The organism is Pandoraea oxalativorans, from assembly GCF_000972785.3.
In the GTDB taxonomy this organism is placed as follows: Bacteria; Pseudomonadota; Gammaproteobacteria; order Burkholderiales; family Burkholderiaceae; genus Pandoraea; species Pandoraea oxalativorans.
The window spans coordinates 2,152,306-2,174,977 of record NZ_CP011253.3 but is presented as its reverse complement, the minus strand read 5'-3'; the positions used below and the strand labels follow the sequence as shown (position 1 = coordinate 2,174,977).

Sequence of the window (22,672 nt, the reverse complement as noted above, 5' to 3'; positions counted from 1 at the left end):
TTGCGATACTACGCCATCGATTTGAACGGACATCCCAAATCGCCTGCCATCGAGGACATTGGGAGAATCCGGAGAGTTTTCAGGCTGGTTCACCACTCTATCGCCGGGCGTACACCGCCCGGGCAGGAGAATGATGCCGTGAGATCGCACAAAGAAACCCTGAAGCAAGCGCAGTCGAGGTTGCCAGAATCACATGCGATCTCTCGGGAGACGCCCTCCCACGGGCATCTTCCCGCCGACAATCGCTCGCAAGCGGGGCCTTCGGCGTCGATGCAGACGCTGGTCGATGCCAGTCCGCGCATGGTCGCGCAACGGCAGCGGATGCAGACATTATTCGGCGAGCAGGACACGTCGTCGGAACATCAGCCTGTACAGCGCGCGGCCTCGGCATCGGATCGAGCTGACGGTTTGCCAGTCGGACTCAAACAGGGCATCGAATCCCTATCCGGCCAGCGCATGGATCACGTGCGCGTGCATTACAACTCGTCCCGACCGGCGCAGATGCAGGCCCACGCGTATGCGCAAGATAGCGACATTCACCTTGCGCCCGGCCAGGAACAGCATTTACCGCACGAGGCATGGCACGTCGTGCAGCAGGCTCAGGGCCGCGTAAAACCCACGATGCAGATGGCCGACGGCCAATCGCTGAACGACGACGTCGGCCTGGAAGCTGAAGCGGACGCGATGGGAAGCCGTGCCGCAGCCGTCGGTCTCTCCGGTGCGTCGTCCTCTCTATCGGCGAACGTCGAGCATCCCGCCACTTCCGAGGGGGCTAGTGACGGCGCCCCGCGGCAACTCTCTATCGCCCGCCCCGATTCGGCAACGTCAGCGCTTGTTCAGCGCGTCAAGATCAAGAGCACCGAAGAGCCCAAGACCTTCGTTCCCACGAGCTACGCCACACTGATGGGAATTGAGGACTTCTCTCAAGCACTGCCAGTCACAAACTATCAACGTCGGTTCCCGGAGCCCGACGCCCTGAAAACACTGATCGATGAGACCTGGAAAGATCGCGAATTCCACAACATCAAGGCACTGACGGCCGCGATTAATGCCGAGATCCGTGGCGCTAAGGCCGAGGCGCGGGAAAAGCGCAATGAAGATGAGGCGCCGAAGATTCAGGAGAAGGTGACGAGGTATCAGTCGGCGACGTCGGAGGATGCGTGGGAAGGTGACTGGGAGGCCTTTGCGGCGGAAATGATTCCGCTGAGCAAATCGCTCGCAGGCATTGTCGAGGCTAGAAAGGCCTTGCTGATCTGCTACCGATTGGCGCTTGTTGCGAAATTTAATCGCGATATTGCCCGTGCGTTCATCCGTCGGGTCGTAGACATAGGACAAGCCTTCAAGACCCGGCAGCCATACGACTGGCACGGCATTGCCGCGACGCTCAGCATGATCACCAGCGATCTGCAAGGTACGCCGAAGGACTACAGCCCATTTGGCGGACCGCGCTTTGACGCTTTCTACGGCGTCTCAAAGCAAGGGGGGATTCCGCTGTCCTTCCTGGGCATTACGTCTGAGCTTGACGCCATCCTTAACGTTCACCCCGACGAACTTGCCGAAGGTGAGATGGTCTTCAGCGGCTCGAAGTACACCGATGCGGATAACGCCGAAATGAACAAGGATGTCGACGTGTCGTATATCGACGGTGCGGGGGTGCTGCATCTGATCGAGAACGGCAAAGACATGAATACGCTGAAAAACAAGACCTCGGGCAAGCAGGACCAGAAGACGATTTACAAGTACCTTTCGCAAAAATCGACGTCGCTGGTGCACACCGCGAAAGCACCGCTGACGCCCACGCAAGCATCTCGCAATCAGATTACCGGTGTGCGGTGGTGGTACTCGATCCCGCCTGAGGCTTTGAATTTGCACGACCTTTCGTCGGAAGACAAGGCGACGCTCGCGGCGGTGGCTGCCGCCGGAGCGGGATTGCGTAGCGGCGATATCCGCCTGACGCGGGACCAACTTTTCGGACTCAGCCGATCCTGAGCGATTCAAAGGTTCTTGCGGTACATGACGAAGCCCGGCTTCTCGGCGACGTCGTCGTAAAGCCGCATGGCGGTGAGGTTCGTTTCGTGCGTGTGCCAGTACACCCGCGACGAATTGGATGCCTTCGCGTGTGCGTAGACGGCTTCGATCAGCGCGCGGCCTACCCCTTGCCCGCGCGCCGCTTCGACGGTGAACAAATCTTGTAGGTAGCAGATCGGCCCTTCCATCGTCGTGCTGCGGTGATAGAGGAAGTGAACGAGACCGAGCATGTGTTGGCCACGTTTGGCGATGATCGCGTGCATGGGCTCATACCCATCGAAGAAGCGTGACCAGGTTGTGCGCGTAATGTGCTCCGGAAGCGCCGTTGCATCGAAGCGGCCGTAGAAGCGGTTGTAGCCATCCCACAGCGGCCGCCATGCGTCGAAATCTTCCCGCTTAATGGCGCGGACTTCAAGCGTCGAATCGGTCATGCCTAGTCTCCATTTGTCGGCTGATTCAAGCCGTCAAGCGTAAGGGACTCATGGTTTCCGTGTTAGTCCCAGGCAAGCCAAAAACTGTGGAGCCAGAGGTTGGGAGACGTCGGACCAATGCTGTACTCGTCACCAAACAACTGCCAGTCGATACGCGACAGCTCGTGTACATGTGAGGGCATTTATTGCACGACGAATTGGCATGATGTCTCCGCCGAAGAGGTAGCGGTCGTCCCTACAAGTTGCTCCAACCTCACCTCGTAGCGGTACTGCGATACCCCATCGATCTGGACCGTCTGGCTGCACTCTCCCTGCCAAGCCCCCTGGTACATTCGAACATTCTTGAAAGTATGCGAACCAGAGGGAAGATTCACGGAAACACTTTGGCCGTTTCCAAGAACTCCGACAGCAGATCCATCAACGAATACCTGATTCGAAACCGCCGACCCTCGCTCTCCCGCAGGACGGAACAACGTGACTTGGGAATCGCCTGACGCGGGTCTAGGTCCGGTGGTCGACTTATCTCCATTTCCATCCACTCGGCGACACACGCGGCAACTAATTTCGCTGACGGTTGAGCGAGTGATCGGCTTTTGTCCGAAAACCCTGTCCTCGCCCCGGTTTCCTTGACTCAGAATTGTGAAATACGGTGTCCCGTCAACGTAGTAGTCGACCTTCGAGCAGATGGGGGCACTGGACGTGAATTTAATGTCCGCCCCATAACTTCCTTTCGTCGATTCGGTAGGACTGAGGCTCACTGACACAGCGCATGTGCCGACAATTTGTTGACAGTCGCAGTTGGTGCCCTGCCCAAAGGCAATCGTCGACACGGCCAATAGGCTCCCCCCGATAAGTCCTCGCATTCGATCGCCCCCCGCCTGTGTTTTCGCAGATTCTACGACGCAGCAACCGGCCTTCACATCATCAAATTGAAGGACACGAATACTGTTTTCTTATACAGAATTTATGCTAGTTCACCGCCCTCACCAGCGCCACAAGGGAGGCCGCCATGCAAGACCCACGCGCAACCAGATTTATCGTCGCCACATTCCGCACGGAGTCCGGCGACGAGTTGCAGCCCATTGAGATACGGCCAGCCAGCGCGTGCGTCGGCGCGGTGCGGGTTGCGCATTCGATGTTGGAACAATGGCGTGCAGAGCGTGATAGTGCGCAACGTCGTGCGCAGCCAGGTGATCCGTTCTTGTCTATGGTCGGTGAAACAGAAGCAGGACTTCCGCACGATGGGCGCGGCTGGATGGGTAATGCCCCCTGAAATCCACCGCTAGGAGAAGTAGAATTTTCTCGTTAAGAGGGAGTTCTGCAGATGAAGAAGTCGAGATTCACGGACAGCCAGATACTGGAGGCGCTCAAGCGCGCGGAGGCTGGGCTGGCGGTGCCGGAGCTGTGCCGAGAACTGGGCATCAGTTCGGCAACGTTTTATAAGTGGCGCTCGAAGTACGGCGGCATGGACGCGTCGATGATGTCGCGCATGAAGGAGCTGGAGGCGGAGAATACCCGGCTTCGCAAGATGTACATCGAGGAGAAGCTCAAGGCTGAGATTGCCTCGGAGGCCCTGCAAAAAAAGTTCTGAAGCCATCTCGTCGGCGCGAGATGGCAAAGCAAGTTGTGCAACAGCGGCGCGTGTCAATTCGTGTGGCGTGCGCGGTGCTCGGCATCAGCGAGTCGTGCTACCGGTACGCGGCGAAGTTGAACACGGAGAACGAAGAGATTGCCGACTGGCTACTGCGTATTACGGGCTGCCATCGCAACTGGGGTTTTCTGCTGTGCTACTTCTACCTGCGTAATGTGAAGGGATTCGGCTGGAACCACAAGCGCATTTACCGGATTTACCGGGAGCTGGAGCTGAACCTGCGCATCAAGCCGAAAAAGCGGCTGGTGCGCGAAACGCCGCAGCCGCTATCGGTACCGGAGGCCATCAATGAAGTGTGGTCGATGGACTTCATGCATGACCAACTGGTTGACGGGCGCAGTATCCGGACGCTGAACGTGATTGATGATTTCAACCGCGAGGCGCTGGGCATCGAGGTGGATTTCTCGTTGCCATCCGAGCGGGTGATTCGCACGCTGAAGCAGCATATGGAATGGCGAGGCAAGCCGAAGGTCATCCGGTGCGACAACGGCCCGGAATATTTGAGTGCGGCCATCGTGACATGGACGCAGAAGCAAGGCATCCGGCTGGAATACATCGAGCCGGGCAAGCCGCAGCAGAATGCGTATATCGAACGGTTCAACCGGACTGCGCGATACGAATGGCTGTCGCAGTACCTGTGGGAGGACCTGGAGCAGGTTCGCGAAGCGGCGGCCGACTGGATGTGGATTTACAATCACGAGCGCCCGAATATGGCATTGGGCGGTTTTACCCCGAAGCAGCGGCTTGCCATGGTCGCTTAGTTTCTACTTCTGCTGACCGTGGAAAACGGGGGCATTACCCTATAGCCGACTTGGCGCTTCAACTCACGAAGCATCCGGCATACTTCTCGTGGCTCGACATCCACCCCACTGCCATCACTTCGATGCTCGAACAGCGCGCCGCAGACGCGTACGATTTCGCAGCACACACGACCCCGTCGACAACGCATCGACGCTACGATCGTCGCAAAACGAAGGTCGCAGGCTACCGAATAAATTCCGAATTTGGGATTTTCGTTCCGAATTTCGCTTTGTGGAACGAAGAGTGTGCGCGTAACGCTTTGAACTACAAGGGGATTTTGGGGTGACCGATGGGACTCGAACCCACGACGACTGGAATCACAATCCAGGACTCTACCAACTGAGCTACGGCCACCGCCGTGATCAGCGCCTTGACTTGCTCGCTGAACAGAAACAAGATTATAGCGACGTTTTTATCGCGTTGCCAACTCTTTTTTCGTTTCTTCGAAATATTTCTTCTCTCACGTGCATGATCGATGCGCGACATCGTCATCTCACGCGGCGAACGCTCGTTACCGAACGTCGCCATTCACACGCCACATGTCACGCAGCAACGATCGAATGCGCTTCGTCACGCTCCGAGAATGCACCTGCACGCGACTGAGCGCGTGCTTCTTCGAATGCGCTCACGCCAGCCTTCAAACGCTTCGGATCCGACAATACGCGACGCCATCCCCGTGCGCCCGGCATGCCACGATATAAGCCCAGCGCGTGACGCGTGATCGCGCCGAGATACTGCCCCTTCTCCACTTGCGACGCCGCGTATTCGATCAACGCATCTTCCACTGCTTCACGCGACTTCACCGGCGACGCGTCGCCATAAAAGCGCGCGTCGACCTCAGCCAGTACATAGGGGTTGTGATACGCCTCGCGGCCCAACATCACGCCATCGACGTGCTGCAAGTGCAGTTCGACTTCATCAAGTGTTTTGACGCCACCGTTGATCAGGATTTCAAGCTGCGGGAACGCTTGCTTGAGACGGTAGGCATAGTCGTACTTCAGCGGGGGAATTTCGCGGTTCTCTTTCGGACTCAGGCCTTTGAGAATCGCGTTACGTGCGTGGACGATGAATGTCGAGCATCCGGCTTCCGCGATTTTGCCCATGAAGTCCTCGACGAACGAGAACGACTCGACGTCGTCAATGCCAATGCGATGCTTGACCGTCACCGGCACTTGCACCACGTCGCGCATTGCCTTCACGCAATCCGCGACCAATGTCGGCTCAGCCATCAGACACGCACCGAATGCGCCGCGCTGTACGCGCTCCGAAGGGCAACCGCAATTCAGGTTGATCTCGTCGTACCCCCACTGCTCGCCCAACTTCGCCGCGCGCGCCAGATCCTGCGGCTCGCTCCCGCCCAATTGCAACGCGACGGGATGCTCCACAGCATCGAAATCGAGATGACGCGCGACGTGGCCGTGCAACAGCGCACCGGTCGTCACCATCTCGGTGTACAGCCACGTGTGTCGCGAAAGCTGACGGTGAAAGACACGACAGTGCCTGTCCGTCCAATCCATCATCGGCGCGACGCTAACGCGGCGGGGAGGTAAATTCATTGAAAATCTCTTACAAAACAGTCGATTACAGCAAAAAGCGTAGTGCCGAATTTCCCAATTTTAGACGCCATTTAGGCTCGTTTCAGCACCCAAGTGCTACGGTGTAGCACCGAAAAAAGCCGTGTAGCACCGACGAAAACCTATGGGAACAATCTCAGTACGGGAACGAAAGGACAAAAGTATAGGGTATACGGCTCAGATCCGCCTGAAGCGCGGCGGACGGGTGGCCTACACCGAGGCGAAGACGTTTGACCGCAAGCAGGCTGCGGCTGCGTGGATCGTTAAGAGGGAGAAGGAGTTGGCGAGGCCGGGAGGAATAGAAGCTGCGGCGCAGGTCGACCCACTATTTAGTGAGGTGATTGAGAAGTACGTCCGCGAATCGATCAAGAAGATCGGGCGGACGAAGGCTCAGGTGCTGAACGCCGTCGCGCGAGCGCCCATCGGGGAAAAGCGCTGTAGCGAACTCGGCAGCACTGACTACGTAGACTTTGCCAAAAGCCTCGACGTCCTTCCGCAGACCGCGAGTAACTATATGTCCCACATCGGGGCCGTTGTGAACGTAGCTCGTCCTGCGTGGGGCTATCCGCTGTCTGAGCAAGCATTGAAAGATGCGCGGCGGGTTCTCTCACATCTAGGCCACACCGGCAAGTCGGCGAAAAGGGAACGACGCGTGAGTTTTGCCGAGTTAGATCTGCTGCTCGAACATTGAGCTATTGTCGAATCTGGTGTACGGAGTGCTTTGGGAAATATGAGAAGGCGGTGGCGGTTTAGCTGAGAATGTTGCTTGTCGAAGGCACACCGAGCAAAGCCGGCGCGAGCCGGCCCCGACCACCATGAAGAAGATTATGAAAGAAACGAACGGCAGAAAAGCACAAACGAAGAGCGCGCTCGATGAACTGATCCAGCAAGGCGCGCGGCAGATCATCGAGCAGGCAGTCGAAGCGGAACTGGCGAGCATGCTTGAACAGTACAGCAACGTGAGGTCGATCGACGGTCGGCGTGCCGTGGTGCGCAACGGCTACCTACCAGAGCGCGAAGTCGTCACGGCCATCGGTCCGGTGCCGGTTCGGGTACCGAAGGTGCGTGATCGCTCGGGTTCGGGCATCCGCTTCAATTCGGCGGTCGTGCCGCCGTACGTTCGCAAATCCGCACGCGTGTCGGCCGCACTACCGTGGCTGTACCTGCGAGGCATCTCGACGGGCGACATGAGCGAAGCCATGGGCATCATGCTGGGCGGCCAGGTCAGCGGCCTGTCGCCAAATGTGGTGAGTCGTCTGAAGGCGCAATGGGCCGATGAGCATGCTCAGTGGAATCAGCGTGAGTTGTCGTTGGCGCGCTGGGTGTACTGGTGGGCTGACGGCATTCACACCGGCGTGCGCAGCGACGATTCCGACGGCCAGTGCCTGTTGGTGATCATTGGTGTCAAACCGGACGGAACGAAAGAGCGTGTGGCGATCAGTGACGGGTATCGGGAATCGAAGGCGTCGTGGGCCGAACTGCTGCTCGATCTGAAAAAGCGCGGTCTGCAGTCAGGGCCGCTGCTGGCTTGCGGAGATGGTGCGATGGGATTCTGGGCAGCGATGGAAGAAGTGTTCCCGCAGACCAAGCATCAGCGCTGCTGGTTCCACAAGATGGGCAACGTGCTCAACGCGCTGCCGAAATCGCAGCAGGCCCGCGCCAAAAAGGCGATGCAGGACATTTGGATGGCCGCCACGCGTGCCGAAGCGCTGGTTGCCTTCAATCACTTCGTTGATACCCACTCGGCAAAGTATCCGAAGGTGGTCGAAAAGCTGACGCAAGATCGCGACGAGCTGCTGGCATTTTACGATTTCCCGGCCGAACACTGGCAGCATCTGCGCACGACGAATCCGATTGAATCGACCTTCGCGACGGTGCGTCACCGCACCAAGCGCACGCGTAACTGCGTCTCGCGCGCGACGTTCCTCGGCCTGGCATTCAAGCTGATCGAGTCGGCCGAAGACTCGTGGCGGCGCATCCGCGCCCCCGAAAAGATCGCGACGATGCTTGACGGGATGACGTTCAAGGATGGAGAGCCGGTGACCGACAGCACACCGGCTCAGCAGCCCCTGGCCGCCTAATCTTGCTCACGCCCCGTACACCAGATTTGACTTTAACTCTCGAACATTTCGCGGGCATCCGCAATCGTTATCCAAATAGCGTGCCAATGCAATACATAGTGCCCTTCGCGATCTTCTCGACCCGACGCCAAGAAGAGATCGTGACGATCAAGTGGTCGAACTTGGACAGGGACGGCTCACGGATATTGGTACGGGACATGAAACACCCTGGACAAAAGATCGGCAACGACATCTGGTGCGACCTTCCGTCGGAAGCGATACGCATTCTGTCGGTGATACCGCGACGCGAAGGCGAAGGCGAAGGCGAAGACCGAATCTTCCCCCACACCACCGATGCGGTAGGCGCAGCGTTCACACGGGCATGCCAGTTTCTACAAATTCAGGATTTAAGATTTCACGACCTGCGCCACGAAGGCACCAGTTGGCTCTTCGAGCAAGGCCTGTCCATACCTCGCGTGGCAGCCGTAACCGGCCACCGAAGTTGGACAAGCCTAAAGAGGTATACGCATATCCGCGAGACCGGCAATCGATTCGCTGACTGGCCGTGGCATACGAGGCTAGGTCCGGTAACTCCGTGAATCGATATGCATCATCAAAGTTCTCGCAATCCATAATCAGTGAATCGCCCCGGCTTTCGAGGAGGCCGGTTGGTTTAAGTTAACGCAGGCGCTTCAGCAGTATTTCTGAGTTGCCTGTAGTAGTTTGCCTCAGCCTCGGCTGGCGGGATATAGCCCAGCGGTTCCATCAGCCGATGATGGTTGTACCAGGCTACCCATTCCAGGGTGGCGAGCTCGACGGATTCCTTCGTTTTCCAAGGCGCTCGCCGGTGAATCAGTTCCGTTTTGTATAGACCGTTGATCGTTTCCGCCAGGGCGTTGTCATAGCTGTCGCCGCGGCTGCCGACCGATGGCTCAATGCCCGCTTGGGCAAGTCGCTCGGTGTACCGAATGGAAACATATTGCGATCCCCTGACGCCCTTCTAAAGGTCAAGAGGTAAATTGGGTCTGCGCGATCTGGCGGTAACGTTGCCGGATGGCGTAGAAGACCTCTCGTGCGATATAGCGCTTGAGGCATCGAATCGCTTCAAGCTTTGAGTGGCCCTCGCTGACGCGTTTGGCGACATAGGCTTTTGTGCGATCGTCGGTTCGCAATCGACCGATGGCGATAATGTGCAGGGCGCTGTTGGCCGCGCGATCTCCACCGCGATTCAGTCGATGTCGTGTCACCTTGCCAGAAGACGCCGGGACGGGACTCACTCCACAGAGGGCGGCGAAGCTGGCCTCTGACTGAAGCCGGTCGCTGTTGTCGCCAGCGGTCAGTAGCAGTTGCGAAGCGGACTCATAGCCAATTGAATACCGGGAGACCAGATCGGGGGCGAGTTCATCGACCAGAGCCGCGATCATGACATCGAGGTCGGCGATCTCGTCGTGCAACTCGAGATACCGACGCCCCAGTGATTTTAATGCAATCCGGTTGGCAGAGATCAGGCTCCGATAGTCAGACAGATCGGGACGCCACGCGGCCAATGTTCGAATAAGCTGCATCCGTGTCATCTTGCGCAGCGATTCGCGTAACTCGTCAGGCGCGCTGATGATGGTACTGTGAATTAGTTGCAATGCAACGCGCCTCGCGGAGATGGCGGTCTTCCGGCAGACTTTCAGAACGCGCAGCGATTCAATCATGCCGTCGCGTGTCTTGGGCGTGACTGTACGCACACCAGCAAAGGCAGCATGCGCCGCGTTGCAAGCGTCCAGCGTGTCGTCCTTGCCGCGTTTGCGCCGGTCGCTCCTGTCGGGTGCCGTGACCTCAAGCACCGTTACGTGGGCCAGTTGAAGGTAGCGAAGCAAGCCCGCTCCGTAGGAGCCGGTGCATTCGACGCCAACCCGGGCAAGCTCTCCGAATGAGCGCATCCAGAGCAGCATCTGTTTGTAGCCATGCCGCGTGGTAGGGAAGCATTCACTGCCGAGCAGACGATCGTGTTCGTCAACGACAGCTGCAACATGCACGTCCTTATGGGTATCCACGCCGCCCACAACGTTGCGATATCCAGAAATAGCCGGTTCTTCTTTCATGAGCCTTGCTCCGGTTGCCGATGAGATTGAGGCGATTTCACCGGCATCGAGTACCTGGACAAGACAGTAAAGCGACAGAGCGTCAGGCCCTTCTTGAGTCACACGTATCGACGAGGCGAAACCTCGCCGCTCGGCGGTTCCGGACGATCGACAGGTCAGGGGAAAGACACTACGTCGATCGGAATGTGGGTCAGGTCGCCCGGAACGCTTTACGGCACCAAAAGTCGCCGGACAGCCCTCATTGAAAGCCGCGAGAAGCCCGGAAACATCTGATACCCGTATTCTTACTGTCGGAGTGATGGATCAGCGTCCCGTCGTCGCCCGGTTGGCGGGCATACAGCGCTTGTTCAAGCGCATCGAGTACGAAGTCGGTGCGCATGGTACGACTCACCCGCCAGCCAACGATGCGTCGTGCAAACACGTCGATGACGAACGCCACGTACAGCCAGCCCTGCCACGTCGAAACGTAGGTGAAATCGGAAACCCAGAGCTGATTCGGCCGGTCGGCTTTGAATTGGCGATTGACCCGGTCCAGCGGGCGAGGTGCCGAGACATCGGGAATCGTTGTGCGAACCCGTTTGCCGCGCACCGCGCCTTGCAATCCCAGCCGCTGCATCAGTCGCTCGACCGTGCAGCGGGCCACCCGAATTTGCTCCCGGTTCATCTGCCTCCAGACCTTGTCTGCGCCGTAGACCCGCATGTTGGCGTGCCAGACACGCTGGATTTCCGGGCACAGCACGTCGTCACGCTTGACTCGGGCGCAGCGCTTGGATGGATCGCGAAGCTGGGCAGCATGGCGCCAGTAACCCGACGGGGCAATCCGCAAAACCTTGCAGATCGACTCGACCCCGAAGGTGTCGCGATGCTGATCGATGAAGGCTTTCAGGACTTGATACGGCGGTCGAGCTCCGCCTGGGCGAAAAACGCGCTGGCCAGTTTGAGAATCTCGTTGGTCTTGCGCAATTCCTTGTTCTCGCGCTCCAGCGCCTTCAGGCGATCACGCTCGCTCGCGCTCAGGCCGGCACGTTCGCCGTTATCGATCTCGTCGCGCTTGACCCAATCGTTCAGCGTTTGCGGCGTGCAGCCGATCATCGGCGCAATCGACTCGACCGCCGCCCACAGCGACGGATGCTCGCTACGCTGCTCGCGCACCAGGCGCACTGCGCGCTCCCGGACTTCCGGGGAAAACTTGCTCGATCTCTTGTTCATGGCTCCATTCTCTCAAGAGTTGGAGCCTTGTATCTTCGTCTTCGTGATGGTTAGCTACCGTCACATGAGGTGAAGTGAGCATGTTTGGAGCCTGAAGGCTTGGACCTTGCTGTGGAGATAATGCCCTTCGCCTCGCCCTCACCAGCACAGACACTGAACGGTAGCCAAGGGCGTGGACCCTGTATGTACAAGGCAAGTGGGTGAGTTGGTATTGATTCCTCGATTAAGGATCAAATTGATGTTCTACCTCGGTATTGATGTTGCCAAAGCCAAGCTGGATTGCTGCCTGCTGGACATGACAAACGGCAAGCGTAGTACGAAGGTTGTTGCCAATAGCCGCGCCGGCCTAACCGATCTGTTGGGCTGGTTGGGCAAGAGACACACCGAGCCGAGCCACGTACATGTCGCGCTCGAAGGTACCGGCGTCTATCACGAGATGGCCGCGTGTGGCCTGCACGATGCCGGGCTCTCCGTGTCTGTCGTTAATCCTGCGCAGGTGCGTGCTTTTGCGACGGGAATGGGCGTGCGCACGAAGAACGACATGGTAGACAGCCACGTGTTAGCGCGCTTTGCGATGCACGCACAGCCAATGCGCTGGAGTCCTCCAGCGCCCGAGGCTCGCATACTTCAAGCACTGATGGCGCGCCGTGAAGCGCTTGCACAAGATCTTCAGCGTGAGCGCAACCGGCATGAGAAAGCGGAAATCACGGCTCCAACGGCGCTAGTCCTGCATTCGATTCTCGAGACGATCGAGTTTTTGGAGCGCCATTTAGCCAGCCTGCAACGCGAGATCGATGATCACATTGCTGCCCATCCGGGCCTTAAAGCAAACTTGATGCTGCTGCAAAGTATCCCGGCAGTTGGCCCTCAGGTAGGCCGCACGCTGCTTGCCATCATGCACGCGCGCCACTTCGATTCTGCAGAACAACTTGCGGCGTATCTCGGCCTGGTGCCGGTGCAGAGGCAGTCGGGATCGTCGATCCAGGGCCCTTCACGTTTATCGAAGGCCGGGCCGCCCAAGGTACGGGCAACTCTCTACATGGCGGCCGTCGTCGCTAAACGCTATAACCCCCACATCAAGGCATTGTGTGAACGCTTGGCAGCGCGTGGCAAATCCACCATGTCTATACTCGGCGCTGCAATGCGTAAGCTTGTGCATCTGTGTTTCGGCGTTCTGAAGACACGACAGCCTTATCGGGCGAACTACGTCGCAATCGCTTGACGGGCAAGACGGTATCTCCACAAAATCCGGGGCGGTTCAGACAGCCAACTTATCTAAGATTTCGCTCCCGAACGGATACGATATAGCAACGAGATCCCTCTGGAGCATATTTCGTTACCGCTCGGAAACGAAATCAGAAAAATCGCACTCATATCACGATTTCGTTCCCGACCAGGTACGAAATTGCTCAACTTTGGAGTTTTAAGAGTTTCTTGTTCCCGCTCGGATACGACGCGGCGGCACTGGTTTGCTTAGGCTCGCTCTCAAATTTCCGAGAATTGGCTGCCGCTCACCTGCGCGCCGGACGGGAGTTACGCATGCGGCGACATCCCGGTACGAAAGCGATTCCCACAGCACACACTGCTCGAAGTGCCCGCCGTCGCATGCCCGCCCCATGCATCGCGGGCAGCATTACTCCGCATCGACTGATAGCATGCGGACCGCCGTAAGAACTCGAAGATACGAATGGAGCGAACCATGTACGCGACACCAGCGCGGAAGAAACTTGCAGCTAGCTCAGCGAAAGCGCGCACCATTCCTAAGACTCGCTTCAAACATCGCAGCACTCCGCATCAACGTCGCCCACAGGCTTCTAGCGGGTTGATAAAAGTGGCCTCCGCTCTCGCCGGAACAGTTTCAGTAAGCCTCGCGGTAGCGACTATGACACCCAGCGTAACCACTACGGTGATTGCCACGATCGCGGGACTCGTCGCTAGCGGGCTGCTGGTCAAACGGTACGGATAAAGTCGCCTGTGCGCACAAGTCAGCGGAGCCTTTTGGCTCCGTTTCCGTTTCTGCGCGCATTGCGACAACGCACCCCGTCGACCGAGTTAAAGTCAAATCTGGTGTACGGGGCGTGAGCAAGATTAGGCGGCCAGGGGCTGCTGAGCCGGTGTGCTGTCGGTCACCGGCTCTCCATCCTTGAACGTCATCCCGTCAAGCATCGTCGCGATCTTTTCGGGGGCGCGGATGCGCCGCCACGAGTCTTCGGCCGACTCGATCAGCTTGAATGCCAGGCCGAGGAACGTCGCGCGCGAGACGCAGTTACGCGTGCGCTTGGTGCGGTGACGCACCGTCGCGAAGGTCGATTCAATCGGATTCGTCGTGCGCAGATGCTGCCAGTGTTCGGCCGGGAAATCGTAAAATGCCAGCAGCTCGTCGCGATCTTGCGTCAGCTTTTCGACCACCTTCGGATACTTTGCCGAGTGGGTATCAACGAAGTGATTGAAGGCAACCAGCGCTTCGGCACGCGTGGCGGCCATCCAAATGTCCTGCATCGCCTTTTTGGCGCGGGCCTGCTGCGATTTCGGCAGCGCGTTGAGCACGTTGCCCATCTTGTGGAACCAGCAGCGCTGATGCTTGGTCTGCGGGAACACTTCTTCCATCGCTGCCCAGAATCCCATCGCACCATCTCCGCAAGCCAGCAGCGGCCCTGACTGCAGACCGCGCTTTTTCAGATCGAGCAGCAGTTCGGCCCACGACGCCTTCGATTCCCGATACCCGTCACTGATCGCCACACGCTCTTTCGTTCCGTCCGGTTTGACACCAATGATCACCAACAGGCACTGGCCGTCGGAATCGTCGCTGCGCACGCCGGTGTGAATGCCGTCAGCCCACCAGTACACCCAGCGCGCCAACGACAACTCACGCTGATTCCACTGAGCATGCTCATCGGCCCATTGCGCCTTCAGACGACTCACCACATTTGGCGACAGGCCGCTGACCTGGCCGCCCAGCATGATGCCCATGGCTTCGCTCATGTCGCCCGTCGAGATGCCTCGCAGGTACAGCCACGGTAGTGCGGCCGACACGCGTGCGGATTTGCGAACGTACGGCGGCACGACCGCCGAATTGAAGCGGATGCCCGAACCCGAGCGATCACGCACCTTCGGTACCCGAACCGGCACCGGACCGATGGCCGTGACGACTTCGCGCTCTGGTAGGTAGCCGTTGCGCACCACGGCACGCCGACCGTCGATCGACCTCACGTTGCTGTACTGTTCAAGCATGCTCGCCAGTTCCGCTTCGACTGCCTGCTCGATGATCTGCCGCGCGCCTTGCTGGATCAGTTCATCGAGCGCGCTCTTCGTTTGTGCTTTTCTGCCGTTCGTTTCTTTCATAATCTTCTTCATGGTGGTCGGGGCCGGCTCGCGCCGGCTTTGCTCGGTGTGCCTTCGACAAGCAACATTCTCAGCTAAACCGCCACCGCCTTCTCATATTTCCCAAAGCACCCCGTACACCAGATTCGACAATAGCTCTGGTCCGTCGACCAAGGAGAATCCCTATTGAGGCATCGGAATGATCTGAATCTCAACGAGTGACCTAGAATGCGACTCCGAACGCGTGGTGCCCATAACGTCGGCTCGATAATCTTGTTCCCGTCGCGCTCCAAACGCGACCGGGTTTAGCGACCCGAATGATGAATACCAGGGCACACAGCCGCAGAACATTGCGGCTTTCGTGTGCGATTTGCCACGCACATCCAATCTATGGGTGGGCCTGGATTGGGACACCTTCGGGTGTGCCGCTTTAGCCTGGTACATCAGCGGTTCGCTAACCTAGTCCAGTGCCCGCCCACCCCTGCGCAATGCAGCGGGTGGCGGGAATCTCAGATTGGCTAGTTAGAGGTGCCCAGCATGACGCTTCATCTTCCCGCAGCTTCCTTGGTCCACGCGTCCGTCGACAAACTCAACACACTCTCCGAACGCATCCTCGCGCTCACGACCTGTACGACCACGGACACCGGCAACGAAATACCTCATCGGTTCCTCGTCGCGATCTTCGAAGAGCTTGGCGAAATGACTGTAGAACTCGTCTGTGAGTGCCACAAGTTGAAAGCTGACTGCCTCGACGCATAGTCTTCCCAGCAGTTCACCTGACTCTGCCAACGGCATGGCCCCCCACATATTTCGGCCGCCCTTACTGCATCGCGCAGCCCTCAAGCGCGCGAGCCGTTTCAATTTCATGCCAAGCCTTTCGCCATGCACATCATCGGCCGCCGGGACCACAGGCACCGAGGGAAGCACGCCCACCGTCCGACCTGCTAGCCTTCCGACAGGTTTTTTCGCACGACACGTCGACGCACCGGGAGTACACTTTCGCCTTCCGTCGATAACAAATTAACTATTCGGCAACTGGAGACGCCACCATGGCACCGAAGGATCTCTTGCAGGCTCTGATCGTCGTACTCGCCTGGGGCGTGAACTTCGTTGTCATCAAAGTCGGCCTGCATGGCGTGCCGCCCATGCTGTTGGGCGCCCTCCGATTTCTGCTCGCCGCATTCCCCGCCATCTTCTTTATCAAGCGCCCGCAAGTGCCGCTGAAATGGCTCATCGCATACGGCGCCACCATTTCGTTTGGCCAGTTCGCGCTGCTGTTTACAGCGATGTACGTCGGCATGCCGGCAGGGCTGGCGTCGCTCGTGTTGCAAGCTCAAGCCTTCTTCACCCTGGGGCTTGCCGTCATTTGTCTGGGAGAGCGCTTCCGCGCGCAAAACGTCGTCGGCCTGCTGATCGCAGCCGTCGGCCTCGCGGTCATCGGCATGCAAGGGGGTGGCGCCATGACACTCGTCGGTTTCGTACTCACCCTGTGCGCGTCGCTTAGCTGGGCGACCGGCAACGTCATCACGAAAAGGATCGGCAACGTCGATCTGGTCGGACTCGTCGTCTGGGCAAGCCTGATTCCACCGATCCCGTTTGCACTGCTGTCCTACTGGTTCGAAGGCCCCGAGCAGATTTCGAATTCATTGATCCACATCTCGGGATCGTCGATCTTCGCCATCGCCTATCTCTCCTTCATCGCCACACTCGTGGGCTACACGTTGTGGGGCCGCCTGATGACCCGCTACCCCGCCAGTCAGGTTGCACCGTTCTCGTTGCTCGTGCCGATCATCGGGCTGGCGTCGGCGGCATTGCTGCTCGACGAACAACTCACCGTCCCACAGATTGCGGGCGCGGTACTCGTCATGGCTGGCCTCGCCGTCAACGTCTTCGGCGCACGCATCAAACAACGTCTGTTGCCTTCCGCTCGCTGAGCCCGTATGACGACGACGGCGGCGGCGCAAGCGGCCGCTGCGTGGCCGCTTGCTCGCCGCGTCCTCACCGCCTTCTCACGCCCCCTCTTGCCGCCGCTTCGTCGCTTGCTCGTGGCGGCCACACCGCCACCTGAGACTGCTTCCCGCGCCACCCCTTACGCCCCTCCCTGCCTCGCATCACGGCACAATCGCGCCTACGCAGCGCTCACCCACCTTCGGTACCAATGAATGACGGGCTCGTCCCCGTCTGACGCCGGAACATCGCAATGAACGCGGATGGCGTGCTGTAGCCCAGGTCGTCGGCAATGCGTTGCACAGGCTTGCCCGCTTCGATCTGCGACAGCGCGACGACCAGCCTCAGACGCTGTCGCCACTCATTGAACGAAATTCCCAGACACGACTGAAAGCGGCGAGAGACGGTTCGCTCCGTCGCGCCGAAACTCTCCGCCCAGTCAGCCAAAGAACGCCGATCGCTCGGGTTCAATTGAAGCGCGTCGGTGATCGACTTCACCAGCGGATCGTCCGAGACAGGCAAATAGCTATCGCGCCGCGGCGCCTTTCGCAGTTGGTCCATGAGCACATGCGCAAGACGCAGGTCGTCGTCACCCTGCGGGGTCATGACGTCACGGGACAGAAAGTCCGAGAAAATCGCGCGTATCAGCGGGCTCAATACCAGCGTGCACGCAGCGTCCGGCATTTCCCGACACCACTCGCGATCGATATAGATCGTGACGAATTTGACGCTGTCCCGGTTATGACACCGATGCGATGCGTCTGCAGGTATCCACGTTGCATAGTGAGGCGGCGATAGAAAACGTTTCCCCTCGACACTCACCTCCATCACCCCGGTCAAGGCAAAGCCGACCTTTGCCCACGGTTGACGTCGCGCCTCGAAGACCTCGCCGCCCTCGAACGTCGCAGTTCGAAATGAGATGGGGGCCGGGGCCACCAAAGCGCCAGCCGCTCGCTCAGGCATCGTCTGTCCGGTTCGCTTCATAATTGTCTGAAAGTCGTTATATAACGATTAAACGATATTCGCTATTCTAGCCTCACTCTGCTTTCGAGGCGTTTCGATGAACCCCGGATATCTCTTTTTGTGTCTGCTCGCCGTGTGCATCTGGGCAGGCAATGCCATCGTCGTGAAGCTCGCCGCCGGCGCCATTCCGCCGGGGGTGATTGCGTTCGATCGGTGGTTCGTGGCGTTCGTCGCGCTGACACCCTTTGTCGCGACGCACGTCTGGCGACATCGCTCGACGATTCGCACCCATCTCCCGAAACTCGCGCTCATGGGATTGCTCGGCATGGCGGCATGCCAGGGCATCGCGTACTACGCCGCAGGCTTTACCTCGGCCACGAACATCGGGATCTTGTTGTCGCTGGTGCCGATGCTGACCCTATTGCTGGGCGCGACCCTCTTTCGCGACGTGCCGTCGCGGCGCGCGATGCTCGGAGTAGCCATCTCGTTCGCAGGCATTCTTCTCGTCATCGGCAAGGGCGACCCGCGCATCCTGCTCTCGCAAGGCGTGGGACATGGCGACCTTCTGATGCTCGTTGCGGCACTGTCCATCGCCGGGTACGGCATTCTTCTGAAACGTTGGGCGAATTTGCTGCCGACCTTCACATCGCTTTACGTCCAGATGGCGTTCGCATTGGTCTTTCTGATGCCGGGGTTTCTGCTCGAACCCGCGATGACATACTCCGCGCCGAACGTTGCGATGGTGCTTTATGCGGCCATCCCGGGCTCGATCATCGCGCCATACGCCTGGATGCTTACAGTCGGCCATCTAGGCGCCAATCGCGCCAGCATCTTCATGAACCTCATCCCCGTCTTTACCGCCATCGGCGCAGCGCTCGCCTTGCACGAGACGCTCCACGCCTATCACCTGCTGGGAGGCGGACTGACGATCTTCGGCGTGGCGCTAAGTCAGACCCGGCAGCGACGTATGCCGCACGATGGCGCACCGGACACAACCGCAATCGCGGTCGAGAGATAAGTCGTTCCCCAAAAACACATGCGACAGGAGAAAGCGATGCAGCACGTAATCGTGAAGTTGTCCGAAGGCCGTAGCGAACACCAGAAGCAAACGCTGGCAGATCGCATTGTCGAGACGTTACAGATTGTCCTCGACGTCGACGCCAACGCGGTTTCCATTGCCGTTCAGGACGTCCCGCCAGACATTTGGTATGAAGCCGTCTATCGGCCCGAAATCGAGGAAAAGAAGGGTTACCTCTATAAGAAACCGGGCTACTGCCCGCGGTAACGTCGTTTGCCGCGGTCACTCACGGCGTTACTGCCCCGGCTTCGCCGTCGCGAGCCGCATGTGCAGTAGCGGGAACGGACGTCCCTGAGCATCGAGCGCAGAGCGCCCCGTCACCTCGAATCCCTCACGCTGGTAAAACGCCAGCGCTTGCGGATTCTGCTCGTTGACGTCGACACCGGTGCAATCCAGCTCGCGAACGGCGTACGCGAGGAGTGCAGCGCCAATCCCCTGCCGACGCGCTTGCGGCGCGACGAACAACATTTCCACGTTGCCCGGCGACACGCCGAGAAATCCTCGAATGACGCCAGCGTCGTCGCGGAACACCCGCAATGTCACTGCGCCGAGATATTCGTTGCGAATGCGCGGACGTAGCCACGCGATATCGTCATCGCTAAGGAAATCGTGCGTCGCGCGCACCGACGCTTCCCAAAGCTCGGTGATGGCGTCGAATTCGTTCTCGCCGGGAGTGAAGATGCCAGACATAGGGACCCGTGGTTGGATTTCGTTAGCGTGAGCGTTCGAGTTGCGCCGCTTTGCCAACGATCCCTGGCGCATTCGCGTGCCCCATCGTGGGCATCGCGCAAAGCGGAAGCCGGAACGCAAAAAGCCTGATTTCTTTTGGAAATCAGGCTTTCGAATTTGGTTGCGGGGACAGGATTTGAACCTGTGACCTTCGGGTTATGAGCCCGACGAGCTGCCAGACTGCTCCACCCCGCGTCTGAAGAATTAGATTATATGACAATTGCCATCGCAGTGCAACATGACGCGACGAATATTTTTCCTGCGGTGCGTTCGCACCTCCCGCGAGCGTCATTGCAAACCGCTGTATATCGTCAACACCGGGGTTATCCCGGCAGCCGGTGCGCGTCGCCGCACAGCGCGCGTCGCCGGTGATACACTCGCAGCAACCATGAACCGACGTCCTCCCATCCAATTCTGTTCCGCCTGCGGCCATACGGTCGAGTTGCGCATTCCGCCCGGTGACAACCGCGAGCGGCACGTGTGTACCCATTGCGGCACCATCCACTATCAGAACCCGCGCAACGTGCTCGGCACGGTGCCTGTGTGGGGCGATCAGGTGTTGCTGTGCAAGCGCGCCATCGAGCCGCGACTCGGATACTGGACGCTTCCCGCCGGATTTATGGAAATCGGCGAGACGACGTCGCAAGCCGCCGCACGCGAGACACTGGAAGAAGCCGGTGCCATCGTCGAAGTCGGTGCGCTGTTCTCGCTGCTCAATGTGCCGCACGTCGATCAGGTGCATATCTTCTATCTGGCCCAGATGCGCGAGCCGCAGTTTTCCGCCGGTGAAGAGAGCCTGGAAGTCGCCCTCTTCTCGGAAGACGAAATCCCGTGGGACGACATCGCGTTTCCGACCGTCGCCAAGACGCTGCGCTTTTTCTTCGAGGATCGCCGTGCGGGTGCCTTCGGCGTGCACGTCGAAGCTTCGGCAGACGCCGCCGTTCCGGGCGCGCCGGCCCCCTCGCTGCCCGTGCATACGGCGCATACCGAGGACATTCTCACGCCGATGCTGCGTGTCTGAACGCACCGTCGCCCGCTGCGTCGACATCTGCGCCTGGCCTGCGATGTCGACGAAACCCCCGCAAGGTTGACGTCGTCATGGTCGTCTGGCTCGAAGCAAACGATCCCTTCCCTTCCGTAGACGAAGCGCTCGACGCATCGAGCGACGCGCCGGGATTACTCGCGGCCGGACTCGACCTCTCACCGCAACGCCTGCTTGCCGCGTATCGGCAAGGCATCTTCCCGTGGTATTCGCAAGGCCAGCCGGTACTCTGGTGGAGCCCCGATCCGCGCATGGTGCTGCGGCCCGAGCACTTCGTCGTCAGTCACAACTTTCGAAAATTGCTGCGCCGCGTACTGCGCGACGACGCCTGGGAAATTCGCCTCGACGTCGACTTCCCCGCCGTCATGCAGGCGTGCGCCCAGGCCCCGCGTCGCGGTCAGGACGGCACGTGGATCACCCCCGCCATCGTCAACGCCTACCGCGCGCTGCACGACGCCGGACTCGCACACAGCGTAGAGACGTACTACGAAGGGGAGCGCGTCGGCGGCCTGTATGGTGTTGCGCTCGGGCGCATGTTCTACGGCGAGTCGATGTTTGCCAAACGCACCGACGCCTCGAAAATCGCGCTCGCCGCGCTCGTCTCGTTTGCACGCACACACGCAATAGAGGTGATAGACTGCCAGCAAAGTACCGCGCACTTGGCGTCACTTGGCGGCGGTGAAATCCCCCGTCAGGCCTTTCTGACGCATGTGCAAAAGGCGGTCGTGGCCCCCGCGCCGGTCTGGCGTCTGAACAAACAGATGCTCAGCGCACTGGCCTACGGTAACGCAGCAGACAAGGCTCACGAGGTTTCGCAGTGACCCATCCGAACGAACTGCCGCTCTCTCCGCTGTCCGCCCTTCAGTTCTACGCAACGGCGCCGTACCCCTGCAGCTATCTCGACAATCACACCGCACGCTCGCAGGTCGCCACCCCAAGCCACCTGATCAATTCGGACGTCTATAGCGAACTCGTGCGCTCCGGCTTTCGTCGCAGCGGCGTGTTCACTTACCGCCCGTACTGCGACGGCTGCCGCGCCTGCGTTCCCGTGCGCGTGCCCATCGCCCGCTTCGTCCCCAACCGAACGCAACGTCGGATCTGGAAGCGCCATGCGGCACTTGCCGTCAACGTCTCCGGACTGCACTACACCGAAGAGCACTACCAGCTCTACATGCGCTACCAGTCGCGACGCCACGCTGGCGGCGGCATGGATCACGATAGCCGCGAGCAGTACGAGCAGTTCCTGTTGCAAAGCCGCGTGAACTCGCGTCTGGTGGAATTTCGCGAGCCGCCGGGCCATCAGGGGGCCGGCACGCTGCGCATGATCAGCATGGTCGACATCCTGAGCGACGGCCTGTCGTCGGTCTACACGTTCTTCGATCCGGATGTCGAAGGGGCATCCTATGGTACGTACAACATCCTGTGGCAGATCGAACAGGCGCGCGCGCTCGGCCTGCCGCACGTCTACCTCGGTTACTGGATTCAGCAAAGCCGCAAAATGGTCTACAAGGCCAATTTCCGCCCGCTGCAAGGCCTGCTCGACGGCCAATGGCAAGACATGTCCGAGGCCATGCTCGACGCTGCCGGTCAGTCATCGGGTCAATAGTCCGTCCGCCCGTCGCACGGGTCGCTTCGCGTCAGTGCGCATCGCGCTCATCCGCTATCCGCAACTACGCAAGACAGGAGTACGCAGAGCGTAGAAAAAGACGCGCTCCGCGCCCGGGATACCGGTAAAATGGCGACTT

19 protein-coding genes, 2 tRNA genes, 2 pseudogenes and 1 other annotated feature are annotated in these 22,672 nt (G+C 59.3%); of the genes and pseudogenes, 13 read left to right on the top strand and 10 right to left on the bottom strand.

Annotation, left to right across the window (positions count from 1 at the left end):
* Window positions 1-270: 270 nt before the first annotated feature.
* Window positions 271-1,989: an eCIS core domain-containing protein gene (locus tag MB84_RS09835; protein ID WP_065225772.1), complete on the top strand. Its 1,719-nt coding sequence runs from the start codon at window positions 271-273 to the stop codon at window positions 1,987-1,989.
* Between the two features lie 5 nt (window positions 1,990-1,994).
* Here MB84_RS09835 and MB84_RS09830 read toward each other — a convergent pair whose 3' ends face one another.
* Complete coding sequence (locus tag MB84_RS09830) at window positions 1,995-2,459, bottom strand: GNAT family N-acetyltransferase (RefSeq protein WP_046291640.1); 465 nt, start codon at window positions 2,457-2,459, stop codon at window positions 1,995-1,997.
* Between the two features lie 1,324 nt (window positions 2,460-3,783).
* Here MB84_RS09830 and MB84_RS09820 point away from each other — a divergent pair.
* Window positions 3,784-4,871 (top strand): IS3 family transposase gene (locus tag MB84_RS09820; RefSeq protein WP_157122635.1). Its coding sequence is split into 2 segments (ribosomal slippage): window positions 3,784-4,033 and window positions 4,033-4,871, totalling 1,089 coding nucleotides; the frame shifts between segments, so codons are not numbered across the junction.
* A gap of 318 nt (window positions 4,872-5,189) precedes the next feature.
* Here MB84_RS09820 and MB84_RS09810 read toward each other — a convergent pair.
* Together MB84_RS09810 and dusA are read right to left on the bottom strand one after the other, a co-directional pair.
* Window positions 5,190-5,265, bottom strand: a tRNA-His gene (locus tag MB84_RS09810).
* A 188-nt stretch (window positions 5,266-5,453) separates the two neighbouring features.
* Complete coding sequence (gene dusA / locus MB84_RS09805; RefSeq protein ID WP_084009696.1) at window positions 5,454-6,467, bottom strand: tRNA dihydrouridine(20/20a) synthase DusA; 1,014 nt, start codon at window positions 6,465-6,467, stop codon at window positions 5,454-5,456.
* Window positions 6,468-6,609: 142 nt separating this feature from the next.
* Between dusA and MB84_RS30915 the strand changes: the two genes are divergently transcribed.
* The 3 genes from MB84_RS30915 (at window position 6,610) to MB84_RS09790 (ending at window position 9,144) form a co-directional block, all read left to right on the top strand.
* On the top strand, window positions 6,610-7,176 hold the full coding sequence (locus MB84_RS30915) for a hypothetical protein (RefSeq protein WP_046293620.1): 567 nt from the start codon (window positions 6,610-6,612) through the stop codon (window positions 7,174-7,176).
* A 124-nt stretch (window positions 7,177-7,300) separates the two neighbouring features.
* Window positions 7,301-8,566 carry an IS256 family transposase gene (locus MB84_RS09795; protein WP_046290953.1) on the top strand — a complete coding sequence of 422 codons (1,266 nt, stop codon included), beginning with the start codon at window positions 7,301-7,303 and terminating at the stop codon, window positions 8,564-8,566.
* A 26-nt stretch (window positions 8,567-8,592) separates the two neighbouring features.
* Complete coding sequence (locus tag MB84_RS09790) at window positions 8,593-9,144, top strand: site-specific integrase (RefSeq protein WP_245725522.1); 552 nt, start codon at window positions 8,593-8,595, stop codon at window positions 9,142-9,144.
* Between the two features lie 74 nt (window positions 9,145-9,218).
* Here the strand turns inward: MB84_RS09790 and MB84_RS28900 are convergent.
* From MB84_RS28900 to MB84_RS28895, 3 genes and pseudogenes are all read right to left on the bottom strand, one after another.
* A pseudogene (locus tag MB84_RS28900) lies at window positions 9,219-9,536 on the bottom strand (integrase core domain-containing protein); the annotation flags it as partial.
* 16 nt (window positions 9,537-9,552) lie between these two features.
* Window positions 9,553-10,638, bottom strand: coding sequence for an IS110 family RNA-guided transposase (locus MB84_RS09785; protein WP_046289963.1), 1,086 nt, complete (start codon window positions 10,636-10,638; stop codon window positions 9,553-9,555).
* Between the two features lie 289 nt (window positions 10,639-10,927).
* Window positions 10,928-11,847 (bottom strand): annotated as a pseudogene (locus MB84_RS28895) (IS3 family transposase); the annotation flags it as partial.
* Window positions 11,450-11,566 (bottom strand) — a sequence feature (AL1L pseudoknot). (Overlaps the previous pseudogene by 117 nt.)
* Window positions 11,848-12,085: 238 nt before the next feature.
* Here MB84_RS28895 and MB84_RS09770 point away from each other — a divergent pair.
* On the top strand, window positions 12,086-13,069 hold the full coding sequence (locus MB84_RS09770) for an IS110 family transposase (protein WP_046290016.1): 984 nt from the start codon (window positions 12,086-12,088) through the stop codon (window positions 13,067-13,069).
* Window positions 13,070-13,935: 866 nt separating this feature from the next.
* Here the strand turns inward: MB84_RS09770 and MB84_RS09765 are convergent.
* Entirely contained in the window at window positions 13,936-15,201 is a 1,266-nt protein-coding gene (locus tag MB84_RS09765; RefSeq protein ID WP_046290953.1) for an IS256 family transposase, read from the bottom strand.
* 504 nt (window positions 15,202-15,705) lie between these two features.
* On the opposite strand from MB84_RS09765, the gene MB84_RS09760 reads away from it, so the two are divergent.
* A complete protein-coding gene (locus MB84_RS09760) occupies window positions 15,706-15,927 on the top strand; it encodes a hypothetical protein (protein ID WP_046291638.1) in 222 nt (73 codons plus the stop codon).
* 290 nt (window positions 15,928-16,217) lie between these two features.
* Window positions 16,218-17,102: an EamA family transporter gene (locus tag MB84_RS09755; protein WP_046291637.1), complete on the top strand. Its 885-nt coding sequence runs from the start codon at window positions 16,218-16,220 to the stop codon at window positions 17,100-17,102.
* A 205-nt stretch (window positions 17,103-17,307) separates the two neighbouring features.
* On the opposite strand, the gene MB84_RS09750 is transcribed toward MB84_RS09755, so the two are convergent.
* Window positions 17,308-18,078, bottom strand: a complete 771-nt coding sequence (locus MB84_RS09750; protein ID WP_052653613.1) for an AraC family transcriptional regulator — start codon at window positions 18,076-18,078, stop codon at window positions 17,308-17,310.
* A gap of 97 nt (window positions 18,079-18,175) precedes the next feature.
* Here MB84_RS09750 and MB84_RS09745 point away from each other — a divergent pair, with 97 nt between their 5' ends.
* Complete coding sequence (locus MB84_RS09745) at window positions 18,176-19,096, top strand: DMT family transporter (protein WP_046291636.1); 921 nt, start codon at window positions 18,176-18,178, stop codon at window positions 19,094-19,096.
* A 36-nt stretch (window positions 19,097-19,132) separates the two neighbouring features.
* Window positions 19,133-19,363 carry a tautomerase family protein gene (locus MB84_RS09740; RefSeq protein ID WP_046293617.1) on the top strand — a complete coding sequence of 77 codons (231 nt, stop codon included), beginning with the start codon at window positions 19,133-19,135 and terminating at the stop codon, window positions 19,361-19,363.
* A gap of 27 nt (window positions 19,364-19,390) precedes the next feature.
* On the opposite strand, the gene MB84_RS09735 is transcribed toward MB84_RS09740, so the two are convergent.
* Both MB84_RS09735 and MB84_RS09730 read right to left on the bottom strand, forming a co-directional pair.
* A complete protein-coding gene (locus MB84_RS09735) occupies window positions 19,391-19,846 on the bottom strand; it encodes a GNAT family N-acetyltransferase (protein WP_046291635.1) in 456 nt (151 codons plus the stop codon).
* A gap of 157 nt (window positions 19,847-20,003) precedes the next feature.
* Window positions 20,004-20,080 (bottom strand) — tRNA-Met (locus MB84_RS09730).
* Between the two features lie 211 nt (window positions 20,081-20,291).
* Here MB84_RS09730 and MB84_RS09725 point away from each other — a divergent pair.
* The 3 genes from MB84_RS09725 (at window position 20,292) to MB84_RS09715 (ending at window position 22,533) form a co-directional block, all read left to right on the top strand.
* Window positions 20,292-20,906 (top strand): NUDIX hydrolase, encoded by a 615-nt coding sequence (locus MB84_RS09725; RefSeq protein WP_046293616.1) that lies wholly within the window; start codon window positions 20,292-20,294, stop codon window positions 20,904-20,906.
* 77 nt (window positions 20,907-20,983) lie between these two features.
* The gene (gene aat, locus MB84_RS09720) at window positions 20,984-21,748 is read left to right on the top strand and encodes a leucyl/phenylalanyl-tRNA--protein transferase (RefSeq protein WP_046291634.1); all 765 of its coding nucleotides are present in this window, start codon (window positions 20,984-20,986) and stop codon (window positions 21,746-21,748) included.
* Window positions 21,745-22,533, top strand: a complete 789-nt coding sequence (locus MB84_RS09715) for an arginyltransferase (protein WP_046291633.1) — start codon at window positions 21,745-21,747, stop codon at window positions 22,531-22,533. Before aat ends, MB84_RS09715 begins: the two co-directional genes overlap by 4 nt.
* The last annotated feature ends 139 nt before the right edge of the window (window positions 22,534-22,672 follow it).